Here is a 15,705-nt window from a genome sequence, read left to right on the forward strand (position 1 = left end):
ATGTAAAGAGAAGTTTCTTTAAAAAAGAGATGGAGAGTATAGGTTTGATATAATAAAAAAGACTGACGTTATGGCAGATGAAAATCGTGCCTTGCGTCAGTCTTTTTTATAAGTTAATTATTTTATTTCCATCATTGCAACAAGTTTCTTGGATAGTGCTAAAAGAATTAGACCGAAGAAAATTGCTACACCGCCGATAAGGGCGAATACTTCAAAATATCCAAGTGATTGTGTTACAGCAGCTAATTGTCCAGCAATAATGTTAGCGACACCAGAAGAAGCTAACCATACACCCATTAGCAAGGACGCTAATTTAACTGGAGCAATTCTACTTACAAGGGAAAGTCCTACTGGAGATAAGAACAATTCACCCATTGTATGAAGGAAGTATGTTACCACGATGAACATGATACTTGCTTTTTGTTGAATGCTTGCAGCATCATTACCTGTTTTGAAAATTGCAAATAACAATACGATATAACCTAAACCTAGCGTAATCATACCCATTGCCATTTTAGTTGGAACTGGGATGTCACCACGTTTGGAACTTGCAAGTTTAACCCATAATGCAGATACAATTGGTGCCAAGAGTACGATGAATAATGGGTTAAGTGATTGGAACCAGGATACTGGCACTGTCCAACCGAATACTTCACGATCTACAAAGTCTTTTGTATATAGAGTTAACGAACTTCCAGCTTGTTCAAAACCAGCCCAGAAGAAAACAACAAAGCAAGTAATGATAATGATTACCCATGTACGTTGTTTCTCACTGCGTGTTAATGGAGCATTGGATTTTTCTTTAGATTCTTTTGTTGCAGAAACTGCTGGGCGTTTACCAGCATCACCTAAATATTTGTTAGCCAATAAGTTAAATAGTAATTGACCAATGATCATACCAATTGCTGAAATTAAGAAACCATATTTGTAGCCATAGGTCATAACACCGTCAATTGTCTTAGTAAATAAGTCTTCCGAAACAAAACCGATGACTAATGGAGCAAAGAAAGCACCAACATTTATACCCATATAGAAAATTGTATAACCTGCGTCACGGCGAGATTCATTGCCTTCATATAATTGGCCAAGCAATGTGGAAATATTTGGTTTGAAGAAACCATTACCAGCGATTAATAGAGCTAAGCCAATGTATAAGAATGTTTGGCTTTGATGGGCGAACAACGCGATATTACCTAAAGCCATCAAGACCCCACCAATCGTGATGGACAGACGGTGACCTAAATAGCGGTCTGCTAACCATCCACCGACAAGCGGCGTGAAGTAAACAGCACCAGTGTAGAATCCATAGATACTGAGAGCTGTTTTATTATCAATACCTAATCCGCCACTGACTAATTCAGTAGTTAAATAGAGGATTAAAATGGCACGCATGCCGTAATAACTAAATCTTTCCCACATTTCTGTTAGGAATAAAAGATATAATCCAGGAGGATGCTTTTTCTTGCCAAGCTCCTGAGCTTGAGTGTTAACTGACATCTTTATTTCCTCTCCTTATTTCATTTCGCATAAACATTATTTTAAAAAAATTTTAACTAAATAACAATAGTTTTTTTAACGCTTTAGCGAAGTAAAAAGATTCATAAATATTCAATAATTATTAATTTTTAAATAATGTTTTTACACATAGTAAGCTGAAGATATGAATATGAGAATAACTTTTTTGTATATAAATACATTGGTTTGTAAATCTATATTAACATAAATAACTATATTAAAAAAGTGTTTAATCGGATTCAGGAAAATAAAACTATTGGAAATAAATTTACAAATAAAGTATTATTAGGGAAATGGATGTGTGATATAAATAATTTGGTGTAATAGGATTACGTTTTCCTATAAAAGGGGAAATATCTAGATAAAATATAATATGGTATTTCAAAGGGGATTGGTGGAGTGTTTAAAACAGAAAACAAATTACATATTTCATCTGAAATAGGCCAACTTAAAAAAGTACTATTACATAGGCCGGGTAAAGAAATTGAGCATGTAATTCCTTCAAATATGGAGAGATTGCTATTTGATGATATTCCCTTCCTTCCCAGGATGCAATTGGAGCATGATCAATTTGCAACTGAGCTGGAAAAACGAAATGTTGAGGTCATCTATTTGGAAAGTTTGGTTAAAGAGTCATTTACTTCTCCAGAAATCAAGTTGCAGTTAATAGATACTTTTTTACGCGAAAGTAAACATCATCTTGTTGGAAGCTATGAAATGGTTAAAGAATACCTTGAATCCTTAACAGATACAGAGTTAGTCAGAAAATTAATGGAGGGTGTATTAAAAAAAGAACTGGATGATCGTAAAAAAGTTCATCTGGATGATTTTCTATCAACCTATTATCCTTTTTATATTGATCCCCTTCCAAATCTGTACTTTACAAGAGACCCTGCAGCAATCATAGGGGATGGAATGACCATTCATAAAATGTCTACAGCGGCCAGGAAAAGGGAATCTCTATTTTGGGAATTTATTATGAAACATCATCCTGATTATCAAAAACAGGATTATAAACACTGGTCCGATCGTTCCGAGCCTTTTGCAATTGAAGGAGGGGACATTCTAGTATTAAGTGATGAGGTTGTGGCCATTGGTGTAAGTGAGCGCACATCAGCACGGGCAATTGAAAGGATGGCCTTTAATCTGCTTAGTAGTTCTATGACCTATAAAAAAGTACTGGCTGTTGAGATTCCAAAAAAACGTGCATTTATGCATTTAGATACAGTGTTTACTATGGTTGATTATGATAAGTTCACTATTCATCCGGAAATTGAAGGGACAAATGGGCAGATGAATATCTTCATTTTGGAGCTGGTAAATGAGTCTGGTATCCAAATATCAAGAAGATATAATTTAGTAGATACCTTGAAGGAAGTATTGAACTTATCGGAACTGGCCTTAATTCCATGTGGTGGGGGAGATGATATCGTTTCACCGAGAGAACAATGGAATGATGGATCCAATACACTGGCAATAGCGCCGGGAGTTGTAATTACGTATGATCGCAATCAAGTAACAAATAAGCTACTTCAAGATTTTGGAGTGGAAGTTATCGAAATCCCAAGTTCAGAGCTGTCACGTGGCAGGGGAGGTCCTCGTTGTATGAGTATGCCCCTTTTACGAACCTAACAAAAAAACAGATGTAACGGTTAAAACCGTTACATCTGTTTTTTATTATCCAGTTTCTTAGTTGAGGCTTTCTTCGGCTGTCAGATTCATAGCATCTTTAATCGCCTTATAAGTGTATCCAAGATCTGTGGCTACCGCTTCATAGGTAACATAACCGTTAAGCGTGTTAACCCCCTTAGCTAAGCCAGCATTATCCGTAATAGCTTGGATTGCTCCTTTATTTGCAATCTCAAGGGCATATGGAATAGTTACATTTGTTAAAGCTATCGTAGAGGTTCTTGGTACTGCACCTGGTATATTGGCTACGGCATAATGAATCACGCCATGTTTTGTATATGTTGGACAATCATGTGTGGTAATATGGTCGACTGTTTCAAAAATGCCGCCTTGATCGATTGCCACGTCTATAATCACTGAACCAGGAGTCATAGCTTGTACCATTGAATCTGTCACAAGCTTTGGCGCCTTAGCACCTGGTATAAGAACAGCACCAATTACCAAATCAGATTCAGCAACAGCATCAGCAATATTAAATGGATTAGAGATAATGGTAGTCATTTGGTTGCCGAAAATATCATCAAGCTCCCTTAAACGATCAGGGCTTAAATCGATAATGGTAACTTCTGCTCCTAAGCCGATGGCAATTTTGGCAGCATTCGTACCAACTACACCACCGCCAATAATGGTTACTTTTCCTCTTTTAACCCCTGGAACACCGCCTAATAAGATTCCTTTGCCGCCCTCTGGCTTTTCTAAATATTGCGCACCGAGCTGAACAGCCATCCTGCCGGCTACCTCACTCATTGGAGTTAATAAAGGTAATGATTTTCCAGATGAAACTGTTTCATAAGCGATGGAAAAAACCTCAGAATCAACTAATGCTTTTGTTAATTCTGGACAAGCAGCTAAGTGAAGGTAAGTGAATAAAATCAAACCAGGACGAAAATAAGTGTATTCCTCAGGTAGTGGTTCTTTAACTTTCATAATCATGTCTGCTTTTGTCCAAACCTCTGCTGCTGTTGGGTATATTATAGCTCCTGCAGACTCATAATCTGAATCTGTAAAGCCACTGCCCATTCCAGCTGAGGATTCAATCATGACTTTATGTCCGGCAGATACCAAAGTCAAAACGCCTGCTGGAGTTATGGCAACACGATTTTCGTTGTTTTTAATTTCTTTTGGGATTCCTATCAGCATGTTTTATCCTCCAGTCTTATCTAATGTACAATTATTATAATCCGTATTTTATCTGAATAGTATGTTAAAAACAGAAAATTTAAAAATAACGTTTTGTGATAATTCACAAAACGTTCAAAAAATTTTTGGTTATGAACTTATATATATGATTAATATTTAGATAATTTCATTTCGATTAAGAGATGAGAGGTTATTTTATGATCCTTTAAATCATATTGGCTGATCTCTGTTATTCTTTTTAAACGGTAAGAAAGAGTATTAGGGTGTATATGCAGAGTGTTGGCAGTAAAAGCAGGATTAGAATTATTTGTTAAATAGATTTCTAACGTTTCATATAGCTGTGTTTGATGTTGTTCATCATATTTTTTTAGGATATTCAGACCGGTAGGGAGTTGTTTTGGTTGGCTGCTTCGTTTTTCACTGATTATATGGAGGTATTGATAAAGACCAAGTTCATCGTACCATTGAACATTAGTTAATTCAGCTGTATATCTTTTTTTTAAACTAATAACCTCAAGAGCTTCTAAATAGCTCTTACTGGTATCAATATAGTCAGAATATACATTTCCGCAGCCTTCCGAACAAATGGTAACGTTAAAACGTTCCTTCATATCAGCCTTAAAGGATCGAATAAAGAATGATATCAAATCCTTAGATTGATTCTTACTGGTATTCAGTAAAAGAATAAGTTTATTTTGATCTATCGTATGAAAGATAATAGATACTTTTTGTGTTGTACTGATTAAATAGACGATTTGTTTATCCAAGTCAATATCAATAGAGGATGTGAACTCAAATACAAGAATCGTATAATGTTTCGATAATGTAAATGGGAATTTAACCAAATCTGCGAGTATTTCCTTTTCAGTAGGATAATGTCCGGTTAAAAGTTTCCAAAAGAATTCCTGATAGTTGTCTTCCTGACTTTTTAAGCGCGACTGAAGAAGTAAGAGCTGATTTTTTGCTTCCTTTGCTGCAAATGCCAGTATGGATAGTTTTTCATCCGTGATGGCAGTATCCGATTCAAGAGCCCAAATAAACCCCAGAATCTCATCATTTTTACGTATTGAAACAGCAATTCTTTTACCAAGTCCCACATCATCAAGGGGGTCAACAATAATAGGCTGATCATTTTGAAGTAGGAAGGGAATTATTCCTTTTTTCCACAGAGCATTAATTACTTTTTCAGGTACACGTCTGCCCATAATGGTTAGAATACGGGCTTGATCGGTAACATTGGTATGAGCACTATATGCCAGCAATCGATGATTGGCATCCTCAATGGTGATTGGATAGTTGATTAAAGAACTGATTCGATCAGCAAATTCATGCAGGCTACCATATAATCCTTTAAAAAAATCCTTGGAATAGTACTGATTCTCCATTGAAAGACTCCTTACCGAAAATGGTTGTTGCTTCCATTATACAAGAAATATTCATATGATATGATGATTCAATACAAAACAAAAAAAAGATTGGAGGGGATTACGAACGTAATACTCTCCAATCTCTTTCTATATTAATAAATTTCTATTTAAAAAAAGAAATTTAAACTAAGATAAATCAAACCAGCTAATGCTGCCGAAATAGGCATCGTAATAACCCAGGTTATGACCATTTTCTTGGCTGTACTCCATTTAACACCTTTTACACGGTGGGAAGCACCTACACCCATAATAGATGATGAAATAACATGAGTGGTACTTACAGGAAGATGAATAAAGGTAGCTCCAAAGATAATAGCTGCAGAGGTTATGTCAGCTGCTACACCGTTAACAGGACGAATCTTCATAATGTTTCCGCCGACTGTTTTAATAATTCTCCAACCGCCTATAGACGTTCCAAGCCCCATTGCGGCAGCACAGGATATCTGTACCCATAAAGGAATGTCAGTAGATGACGTAAAGCCATTTGAGATTAAAGCAAGGGTGATAATCCCCATTGCCTTTTGGGCATCATTTGTTCCGTGAGAGTATGCCTGCAAAGCAGCAGTACCAATTTGAATGAAACGGAAATTCTTATTGGTCTTTGTTAAATTATTATTTTTAAAAATTACTTTAAAGATACTGTAAACAATATAACCAGCAACAAAGGCAATAACTGGCGAGAATAATAAAGCATAGATAATTTTTAGGAATCCGTCGAAGTGTATCGCACCAAATCCAGCTGCTGCAATTGCAGCCCCGGCAATAGAACCGATAATGGCATGTGATGAACTACTCGGAATACCGTAATACCAAGTGATTAAATTCCAGGCAATCGCTGAGATTAAAGCTGCCATAATAACAATTGAACCATTTTCCAGTGTAAACGGGTCAACAATATCCTTTGTGATTGTTTTTGCCACACCAGTAAAAGTCATGGCTCCGACAAAGTTCATAATGGCTGCCATTAAAATGGCATGTCTAGGTTTTAATGCTTTTGTTGACACAGCTGTTGCGATTGCATTGGCTGTGTCATGAAACCCATTGATGAAATCAAAGGATAAGGCCAATATTACAATCAATACTGTAATTAAAAGTAATGTATCCATAATTGTTTAAGAACCTTTCATCAAGCGTTTTTCATAACGATTGTTTCTAATGTATTCGCCACAGACTGACAATAATCCGCAATTTCTTCAAGGTTCTCGTAGATTTCTTTATACTGAATAATACGGATTGGGTCTTTTTCCACAAGGAAAAGATGTTTAACAGATTGACGATGCAGAGTATCACAATCAGATTCATGTTCTTTTATTTTAATTGCAATAGGACGAATGTCATTTAATTTTTTAGTCATTAGTAATTCTACAGCGCGGTCAATTTCATGAGCGGCATTGCGAATTTCATCGACAAATTTCAACATATATTCATTTGCATTGACAATAGAGTACATTTCAAAGAGCGCAGAACAATGCTCAAGACCATCGAGAACATCATCCATTGTCATGGCAAGCATCAATATATCTTCACGCTCAATCGGTGTGATAAAAGCATTATTAAGCTCTTTGATCACTTCATGTACATAATCATCTCCAGTTGTTTCATATTGCTTCATTGTGTCGGAGAAGATTTTTAAATCGCTGATATTTTTTAATTTATAATCTGCGAAGTAATCAGAGCTTTCTTTTAAATTCGACGAAATATTTAAAAGCATAACCGCAAATTTATCTTTCTTTGATTTGAATACCATAGTGACCTCCACTTTCGGAAAATAATAATAATAATTAAGATTAACAATGCAAAATTAATTCTAAACCTTTTATTTAGACATGAAAAGAAAAAACCTTTCTTTAGAGGTAATATTTACATAAAAGCGTATACAACTTATTTAATATTTACGTTATATTTACAAAGCTGTAATATTTAGAAATAGAATTTACAAAATAATAACATGCAGAATGATTTCAGTTCTGAATTACTTTTCGATTTAACTAACTCATTGTAGGGGGAAAAGGCTGGTATTATTGACAATTCAGTTGGAATAAAAGATAAGTTATATCAGCTTGGACTTTAAGGAGATATGAGTGTATAGTACCCAAATTAGGGACATTTAAGCTATTCAGATATGTAGTCTGTAAGCGTGGTCTGCGAAACAAGATACACATTGTAAGATTTAATTAAAAAAGAAAGCCCCCAATTCTTTAGGAATTGGAGGCTTTTAGCTTACTCTTCGCTCTTCGTTGATGTAGTTTCACCATCAGCAGCGTTAATATTATAGTTGTATTTTGATGGGTCTACAGGTTTGAAACCTTCTGGAGTATAGAATCTGAGTAAATCCCCGTAAATAATTTTATCGGACATAGCGAGCATGGTTGAGGCATATTCGCCCATTTGAGCATACTCTTCAGTTTCTTCAATAAGTGTTCCAGTGGAATCATAGTACTTGCCATCAATATATTTTACATTCGGACTCATAAAGTTACCATTTCTAAAAGGTACTATTTCAGTATGGTCTTCTGATAGTAAATCAGTTCCAAGTTGAATGTAATTCTTTGAATCAACACCTAGTAAGTGTAAAAGTGTAGGAAGTAAATCGATCTGCCCACCATACTGATGTTGGACGCCGCCTTCCATACCAGGAACTCGAATAATTAATGGTACTTCTTGAAGTTCGGCTGAGTCATACTTAGTAATTTCCTCTTTATTGAGTACTTGTGCCATCGCTTCATTATGGTTATCAGATATACCATAGTGATCGCCATAAAATACAAGGACAGAACGATCATAAAGACCTGTTTCTTTTAAATAATTTACAAATTCTTCCACTGATTCATCCAAATAACGAGCCGTTTGGAAATAACGGTCTACAGATCCATCACCTGTAGTTGCTGCTTCAATAGTAGCATCCTCTTCAGAAATTGGATAAGGGAAGTGGTGAGATACTGTTATGAACTTTGTATAGAACGGTTCTGGTAAGGATTCAAGTAAAGGCTTAGACTGCTCGAAGAACGGTTTGTCTTTTAAGCCATAGTTTAATACATCTTCATCCTTCATGTCATAATAGCTGGCGTCAAAGAAGTTTTGAACACCCCAATGTTTATAAACTTCATCACGGTTCCAGAATGATTTATAGTTACCGTGGAATACAGCAGAGGAATACCCTTTTTCTTGTTCAAGGATAGAAGCAGCTGACTGATACGTATTATTACCATTTGTAGTCATTGCTGAACCTTGAGATAGGCCAAACAAGGAGTTTTCTAGCAGCATCTCTGAGTCAGATGTTTTTCCTTGCCCTGTTTGGTGATAAAAATTATCAAAGTAAAGTGTATTCTTATCTTTTGTAAGCGAGTTGATAAAAGGTGTTACTTCTTCTCCATGCAGCTTGTAATCAATCAGGAAGTTTTGGAAGGATTCTAAATGAATATAAATCACATTCATTCCTTCAGCCGCTCCAAAGTACTTTTTATTTGGTTCTGCATAGTTTGCCTGTACAAAGTTTTGAACCTCTGTTAGGTCACTGGAATCAGCTGACGCTTTTTGGGCATTCACCTTCATCGTTTTTAATCCATCATAAATTGTGTAATTGTAGGTTCCCAGATATTTGACCAAGTAGTTACGGTCGAATGTTCTAGTTAATAACTGAGGACGGTCAATCTCGGCTAATACAACATTTAATACAAGCATTCCTACACCAAATGCGAAAACTGCCCCTGTTTTACGGAATTTCAAGCGGCCTTCACTTGGTTGGAATTTCTTATAAACGATGAATAAAATAAGAATGATTGTATCAAGGAAATACAGTGGATCATAAATGCGTAAAAGCTCCATTACACTTCCGAGCAATCCACCGCCATCGCCCACATTGAGATTTTCTGTCTGCTTTAATGTTTGCCATGTAATAAAGTCGTTAAAGAATCGATAATAAACGATATTGGCATACTGTACAAAGGATAGAATAATGTTTATAAAAACTAACCATTTAAATGCACGTTTGCCCTTTGCTAATAAAGCAAGACTGAAGAAAATAACGGCTGAACTGATTGGATTAATGAAAAGTAAAAATTCTTGCATCGTATTCGTGATACCAAGATCAAATTCTACTATATAACTTGTATAGATTTTAATCCAAAAGAGAACAACAGCGACTATAAGGAAACCAACAGGTCCACTTAAGCTCTTCTTCGCTTTGCTCGTAAATGCACTCATTGTTTCACCTCAATATTTGATTTTAGATTTATTAGTAGTTTCAAATTTTTATGCTTATTTTTTGTCTGACTCCAAAAGGGATAACAATATTGAATTATAAACTGAATCTGGAAAAAGTCAAATGGAATCCTTTCGACAAAATACCAATGAATCCCTGATATATAAGGATTTTATATTTTGATTCAGGCTAAGTTTTTATATGGTTTTATTGACAATTCGAGGTGAGCTTAATCAACTGTTTCTAGTCAGAGGTGTGTCTATATAAAAATGGAAAAGTATTCTATGATTTAGATATTTTCAAATGGCGGGTTAATAGCCAGTTCTGTATTGTATGCTCTAGGTCTGGAACGAGAACAAGCTATGCAAAACAAATTTATATAGACATTTTCTTTCTAAAGATTGGAGTCATAAATAATTTGCAAAGTGGATTCTTTCATCTAAAGGTAATTACTCGGATTACTTAAATACAAAAGAAGTTTACATCCATTATATATCGAAAATATTATCAAAACCATTTGTATGATCCTCTTATCTATATAGTAAGGTTAACCATACTAAACCAAAAATATTATTACAGCAGATTTATCTATCTAAATTAAAAATTAAATCTCTATTGGAAGATAAACCCTATAATGATCCATTATATAGTATAAAAATCTTTATAAACAGATTCTTTGGACTTGTTTTCCTATCTTGTTAGCGGATTTAACTATGCTCATAATCAGACTCAATACAAGATTTAAACCGTTTAATCAACTTTTCTATAGTATTTGTTAGTTAATGATTAGTACGCAATAAAAAAGCAAGAATTATTATTACCCTTAGTAACGAACGTTTAATCGTCTAAATTAAATTTAATATAAATAATGGACATAGATGTTTATTATAAAAATGAACGGGAATGTATAGAGTATTAACGGCGCCGTTGAATAAAACAAAACAGTCCATAATTGGTCTGAACAAGAAATTATTTGTGAGTAACCACAGATCTTGTTAAGTAAACATCTGAATAAACTTTTTTACAATCAGATTAGGGATAAACTTGAGTCTGTTGGCTACTCTATATATTGAAATATGTTTTGAAGTTATAACGCAATTATCCCTAATCAGGTAACTGACATAGTCAGGCCAATTGAACAAATAAAAGGAGGAAAATAACATGAGTTTTATTATATCATTAATCGTAGGTGGAATTTTAGGTTGGGTTGCAAGTTTAATCGTAGGTAAAGATGTACCAGGTGGTATTATCGGTAACATTATTGCAGGTATTATTGGTTCTTGGTTAGGTACAGCTATTTTTGGAGATATGGGACCAACAGTTGCAGGATATGCAATTATACCGGCATTAATCGGTGCGATTATTTTAATCTTTATCGTAAGCATGATTATGAAAGCTGTAAGAAAAACAGCCTAACTATCAATTGAAAATCTTACTATAGCTTAAAAAGTAAAAGACAAATCCTTTCTGCCATAGGTAGTAAAGGATTTGTCTTTTTTTGCATTATTATTTCGAAGGAAATCTTCTATATAAATGGAATTTCGCTTTCGACCGATAATTCTTCTCCTGTAAGCGGCTGTATAAACTCTAATTTGTATGCATGAAGGGCCTGTCTATTGAGAGAGGCACTTTTTGTTCCTCCATATAAAGTATCACCAATAAGCGGATGGCCAATAGAGCTCATATGGACTCGTATTTGATGAGTACGGCCAGTTTCCAATTTACAGGCTACAAGAGATTGATTTTTAGATTTAAATCTTTGTAAAACTTTATATTTTGTTACTGCATGTTTACCGGAAGTGGATACTCGCATTCTCCCTGATGTATGCCGGTCTCTGGCAATCGGAGCATTTATGGTACCTTGCTCTTTTTTTACGATTCCCTGAACTAGGGCTGCATAAGTTCTTTTTATTTTCCCTTGACTCAAAGCCTGATCCAGTATCGCTCCTGCATAAGCATGCTTAGCAAAGAGAATGGCACCCGAAGTATCCTTATCTAAGCGATGGATATGGCGAGGCTTAATTTTATTATTATCAATATATGCGGTGACAGCATTCATTAAGGAATGGTTATCATTTTCTGAGATTGGATGTGTATTAAGAAATGGTGGTTTGTTCACGACCATAATATCATCATCCTCATAAAGGATATCTAATTTCATTTTTAATGGTACTAACACATTTAAATCTTCTGCATAAATGGGTATATACATAATAGAAGAAGATTCTATTTTAGTTGACCAGGAAATCACCTCACCATTTAATAAAACGATTTTTTCCATTCGCCATTGATGTAACATTTTCTTTGGTATATGCAGGTGATCTCTTAAAATAATTTCTACTGATTTTCCTATCCAGTCAGGAGGGCAGGTAATTAGAGCATATGGACCTGATTTAATTACGTTTAACATGTAAATACCTCGTTTTTAGCAAAGTTAATTAGTATTATCAATACATTATCATGTGCTATCCTATAAATGCCAATAGAGGAAGATTGCAGAAAGTGAGGGTGATCAATATGAAAATTGTAGAAGGCTCTCTTCATTTACAGGATATAGAAATAGATAAGGCTGTAGAGAAATTTTATTTAGAACTGTTCCCAATGTACTTTACTAAAGAACAAATTGATTTGTTCACTTTAAATGAAGTACTGTCTGTACCAGGTTCAAATTCTCATATCGGTACGTTAAAAGGTGCCTTTCAAACATTATCCTGTATACAAACCTTGATGATCATTCTAGAAAATCGAAGTGAAGATTCCAAGGCTGTTGAATTATTTAATCACAATGCACGGCTCTTGAATGAACTTGGTATCTTTTTTCCTTTTGAGCATAAACACTTTTTTAGTGAGGATAGACAGATTGAGCTTCCATTGTACCAAACAAAAGCAGCAAACACCTATTTAATTTAAAGAAACACGCCGAGCAGTGCCCGGCGTGTTTTTTATAAATTGTCAAACCACTGTTTAAATTCTTCAGCGGTATGTTCTCCCGAAATACGGCTTGTTTCTTTACCATTTTTATAATGGATAAGAGTCGGTGTCCCTGATCCTTCAATTTCGTCCCAGCCTTGCTCAAACTCCAGCACATTATATTGATAAATATGCTCGTCCAATTCTTCTGCTACGGGCATTAGAATTGGAGTGGTTTTTACACAATGTGAACATTCAGGACTGAAATAATAAACAGTCATCGCTTCTTCTTTTTCAAGCTTTTCATCTAATTCATCCGGTGTAATGATGTTTTGATACAGTGGATCATCTAATTGATCAACAGTGGCAGGTCTTAAATTTTCTTTTCCATATGGATTATTACCTGACGTTTTTTCTGTTTGCTGTTTATTAGATAAATACGCTATTGCGGCAAAAATTAAAACAACCGCTGCGACGAAAATAATGACTTTCTTCATTTTGTTTCCCCCTTTGTCACTTTAAATATATACAAGCTGCATACAAATATGATGATAAAAGCAATTAATGCAAGCATTGGTATAGTTATGAAGCCAAGCCAGTTAATATAGTCGCCTGTACACGGAATTCGGCCGCATGTAACAGCACGATCCGTAAAAAACGGTACCTTCTGAATAAGCACGTGATAGGTTGAAATGCACGCTCCGATGGCAGATAAAATCATTGTATAAAAAGCAATATGATAATCTTTTTTCCAGATTGCCAGCACAAGGATTACAGTAAAAGGATACATCACAATTCGCTGATACCAACATAAAACACATGGCTCATAGCCTTTTATTTCTGAAAAATACAGACTGCCGGCCATCGCTATAAAGGCTGCAGCAAATGCCAGAAAAAGGGCGTTGTCACGATTTATAATTTTCTTTTGCATGAAAATTCCCCCTTTTCATCTTATTTCCTACATTAAAATTATAGTATGTTATCATAATATTGTAAAAAGAAATCGCTTACCAATACATAATTGGAGTATATTGGCTTTAAGGCTCATAGCAGAGCAATAGGGATTAGATTTTTAGTATTCATACCAATGTACACATCGTTAGGAAGGTGCTGAATAATGAAGAAACAGTGGTGGAAAGAAGCAGTTGTTTATCAAATTTACCCACGAAGCTTTATGGATTCCAATGGAGATGGAGTGGGTGATATTCAGGGAATCGTCTCACGCCTGGACTATTTAAAAGAGCTTGGTATAGATGTAGTCTGGCTTTCTCCGGTATATAAGTCACCAAATGATGATAACGGTTACGATATTAGTGATTATCGCGATATTATGAATGAGTTTGGAACCATGCAGGATTGGGAAATGATGCTTGAGGAAATGCATAAAAGAGGCATAAGGCTTGTGATGGACCTTGTCGTCAATCATTCATCTGATGAACATGCATGGTTTATGGAGTCGGAAAAATCTAAAGACAATCCCTATAGAGATTATTACATATGGCGTCCAGGTAAAGATGGAAAAGAGCCGAATAACTGGGAATCCTTTTTTAGTGGATCAGCTTGGCAATATAATGAAGAAACTGATGATTATTACTTACATTTATTCTCTAAAAAACAGCCGGATCTTAACTGGGAAAATGAAAAGGTTCGTAAAGAAGTATATGATCTCATGAAGTTTTGGCTTGATAAAGGTGTAGATGGATTCCGAATGGATGTAATCAATCTAATTTCCAAGGACCCTTCTCTTCCTGATGGTCCGGTTGTGGAAGGCAAAGATTATGCATCTGGTGCGGATTATTATATGAACGGCCCTAAAATACATGAGTATTTACAGGAAATAAATAAAGAGGTGCTTTCGCATTTCGATGTCATGTCTGTTGGAGAAACCCCTGGTGTAACACCAAATGAAGGTATTTTATATACGGGGGAAGATCGTCATGAGTTAGATATGATTTTTCAATTTGAACATATGGACGTAGATTCCGGTCCATCAGGAAAATGGGACGTTAAGCCCCTGGACTTGGTGAAATTAAAAAAAATCTTATCAAAATGGCAAACAGAACTCCATGGAAAAGGGTGGAATAGCCTTTATTGGAATAATCATGACCAGCCAAGAATCGTTTCCCGTTTTGGAGATGATGGCACATATCGTATAGAATCTGCCAAAATGTTGGGTACATGTTTGCATTTCCTGCAGGGTACTCCTTATATATATCAAGGTGAGGAAATCGGAATGACAAATGTACAATTTCCTGATATTGAGTATTACCGGGATATCGAGAGTATAAATATGTACAATGAAAAAATAGAAAAAGGCATGGAGCCAGAGCAGATCATGAAGGGTATTTTTGCAAAAGGCCGTGACAATGCACGTACCCCAATGCAGTGGGATAACTCTGAGCAAGCTGGTTTTTCAACCGGGAAACCGTGGATTAACGTAAATCCAAACTATGTGGATATAAACGCTAAGAATACATTAAAGGATTCCGATTCGATTTTCTACTATTATAAGAAGCTAATCGCCCTGCGTAAGGAAATGCGGATTATAGTAGAAGGAAGTTTTGAATTGATTGAAGCAGAACACGAATATGTCTTTGCCTATATGAGACATCTTGATAATCAAACATTGCTTGTGTTAACCAACTTTACAGGTGGGGAACAATCAGTAGCTTGGCCGGATAGTGTAAAAGATTATCCAGGACAAAAGGTAATAAGTAATTACCCTGATCTTACTAAGCAAGAAGCTGCTGCTGAGACAATTTTGAGACCATGGGAAGCTATTGTTTATTTAATAGAAAGATAAAGCACTAATGAGCTGTTAGA

General features: G+C 35.3%; 13 protein-coding genes. 4 read left to right on the top strand and 9 right to left on the bottom strand.

The genetic code is table 11. The features are described from left to right. Window positions 1-117 precede the first annotated feature (117 nt). Window positions 118-1,497, bottom strand: coding sequence for a peptide MFS transporter (locus AC4G3O_RS17715; RefSeq protein WP_077247996.1), 1,380 nt, complete (start codon window positions 1,495-1,497; stop codon window positions 118-120). A gap of 417 nt (window positions 1,498-1,914) precedes the next feature. Between AC4G3O_RS17715 and arcA the strand changes: the two genes are divergently transcribed. After that, a complete protein-coding gene (gene arcA / locus AC4G3O_RS17720) occupies window positions 1,915-3,147 on the top strand; it encodes an arginine deiminase (RefSeq protein WP_066102748.1) in 1,233 nt (410 codons plus the stop codon). Window positions 3,148-3,204: 57 nt separating this feature from the next. Here arcA and ald read toward each other — a convergent pair whose 3' ends face one another. The 5 genes from ald to ltaS all read right to left on the bottom strand — a co-directional run bounded on the left by ald (window position 3,205) and on the right by ltaS (window position 9,974). Continuing rightward, window positions 3,205-4,344, bottom strand: coding sequence for an alanine dehydrogenase (gene ald / locus AC4G3O_RS17725; RefSeq protein ID WP_491136519.1), 1,140 nt, complete (start codon window positions 4,342-4,344; stop codon window positions 3,205-3,207). Between the two features lie 149 nt (window positions 4,345-4,493). After that, window positions 4,494-5,729 (bottom strand): PucR family transcriptional regulator, encoded by a 1,236-nt coding sequence (locus AC4G3O_RS17730; RefSeq protein ID WP_490558904.1) that lies wholly within the window; start codon window positions 5,727-5,729, stop codon window positions 4,494-4,496. A gap of 149 nt (window positions 5,730-5,878) precedes the next feature. After that, a complete protein-coding gene (locus AC4G3O_RS17735) occupies window positions 5,879-6,877 on the bottom strand; it encodes an inorganic phosphate transporter (protein ID WP_148631166.1) in 999 nt (332 codons plus the stop codon). 20 nt (window positions 6,878-6,897) lie between these two features. Continuing rightward, entirely contained in the window at window positions 6,898-7,518 is a 621-nt protein-coding gene (locus tag AC4G3O_RS17740; RefSeq protein WP_066102736.1) for a DUF47 domain-containing protein, read from the bottom strand. A 473-nt stretch (window positions 7,519-7,991) separates the two neighbouring features. Continuing rightward, window positions 7,992-9,974, bottom strand: coding sequence for a lipoteichoic acid synthase (gene ltaS / locus AC4G3O_RS17745; protein ID WP_066102731.1), 1,983 nt, complete (start codon window positions 9,972-9,974; stop codon window positions 7,992-7,994). A 1,159-nt stretch (window positions 9,975-11,133) separates the two neighbouring features. Between ltaS and AC4G3O_RS17750 the strand changes: the two genes are divergently transcribed. After that, window positions 11,134-11,388, top strand: a complete 255-nt coding sequence (locus tag AC4G3O_RS17750) for a GlsB/YeaQ/YmgE family stress response membrane protein (protein WP_066102728.1) — start codon at window positions 11,134-11,136, stop codon at window positions 11,386-11,388. A 109-nt stretch (window positions 11,389-11,497) separates the two neighbouring features. On the opposite strand, the gene AC4G3O_RS17755 is transcribed toward AC4G3O_RS17750, so the two are convergent. After that, window positions 11,498-12,382: an RluA family pseudouridine synthase gene (locus AC4G3O_RS17755; protein WP_491136520.1), complete on the bottom strand. Its 885-nt coding sequence runs from the start codon at window positions 12,380-12,382 to the stop codon at window positions 11,498-11,500. 107 nt (window positions 12,383-12,489) lie between these two features. On the opposite strand from AC4G3O_RS17755, the gene AC4G3O_RS17760 reads away from it, so the two are divergent. Next, window positions 12,490-12,882, top strand: coding sequence for a DUF5365 family protein (locus AC4G3O_RS17760; RefSeq protein WP_491136521.1), 393 nt, complete (start codon window positions 12,490-12,492; stop codon window positions 12,880-12,882). Between the two features lie 32 nt (window positions 12,883-12,914). Here the strand turns inward: AC4G3O_RS17760 and AC4G3O_RS17765 are convergent, their stop codons facing one another. Together AC4G3O_RS17765 and AC4G3O_RS17770 are read right to left on the bottom strand one after the other, a co-directional pair. Next, window positions 12,915-13,379, bottom strand: a complete 465-nt coding sequence (locus AC4G3O_RS17765; RefSeq protein WP_491136522.1) for a thioredoxin family protein — start codon at window positions 13,377-13,379, stop codon at window positions 12,915-12,917. After that, the gene (locus tag AC4G3O_RS17770; RefSeq protein ID WP_066102716.1) at window positions 13,376-13,813 is read right to left on the bottom strand and encodes a disulfide oxidoreductase; all 438 of its coding nucleotides are present in this window, start codon (window positions 13,811-13,813) and stop codon (window positions 13,376-13,378) included. Before AC4G3O_RS17770 ends, AC4G3O_RS17765 begins: the two co-directional genes overlap by 4 nt. A 186-nt stretch (window positions 13,814-13,999) precedes the next feature. Here AC4G3O_RS17770 and AC4G3O_RS17775 point away from each other — a divergent pair, with 186 nt between their 5' ends. Beyond that, window positions 14,000-15,685: a glycoside hydrolase family 13 protein gene (locus AC4G3O_RS17775; RefSeq protein WP_491136523.1), complete on the top strand. Its 1,686-nt coding sequence runs from the start codon at window positions 14,000-14,002 to the stop codon at window positions 15,683-15,685. The last annotated feature ends 20 nt before the right edge of the window (window positions 15,686-15,705 follow it).

Source organism: Bacillus sp. z14 (2026) (assembly GCF_058313575.1).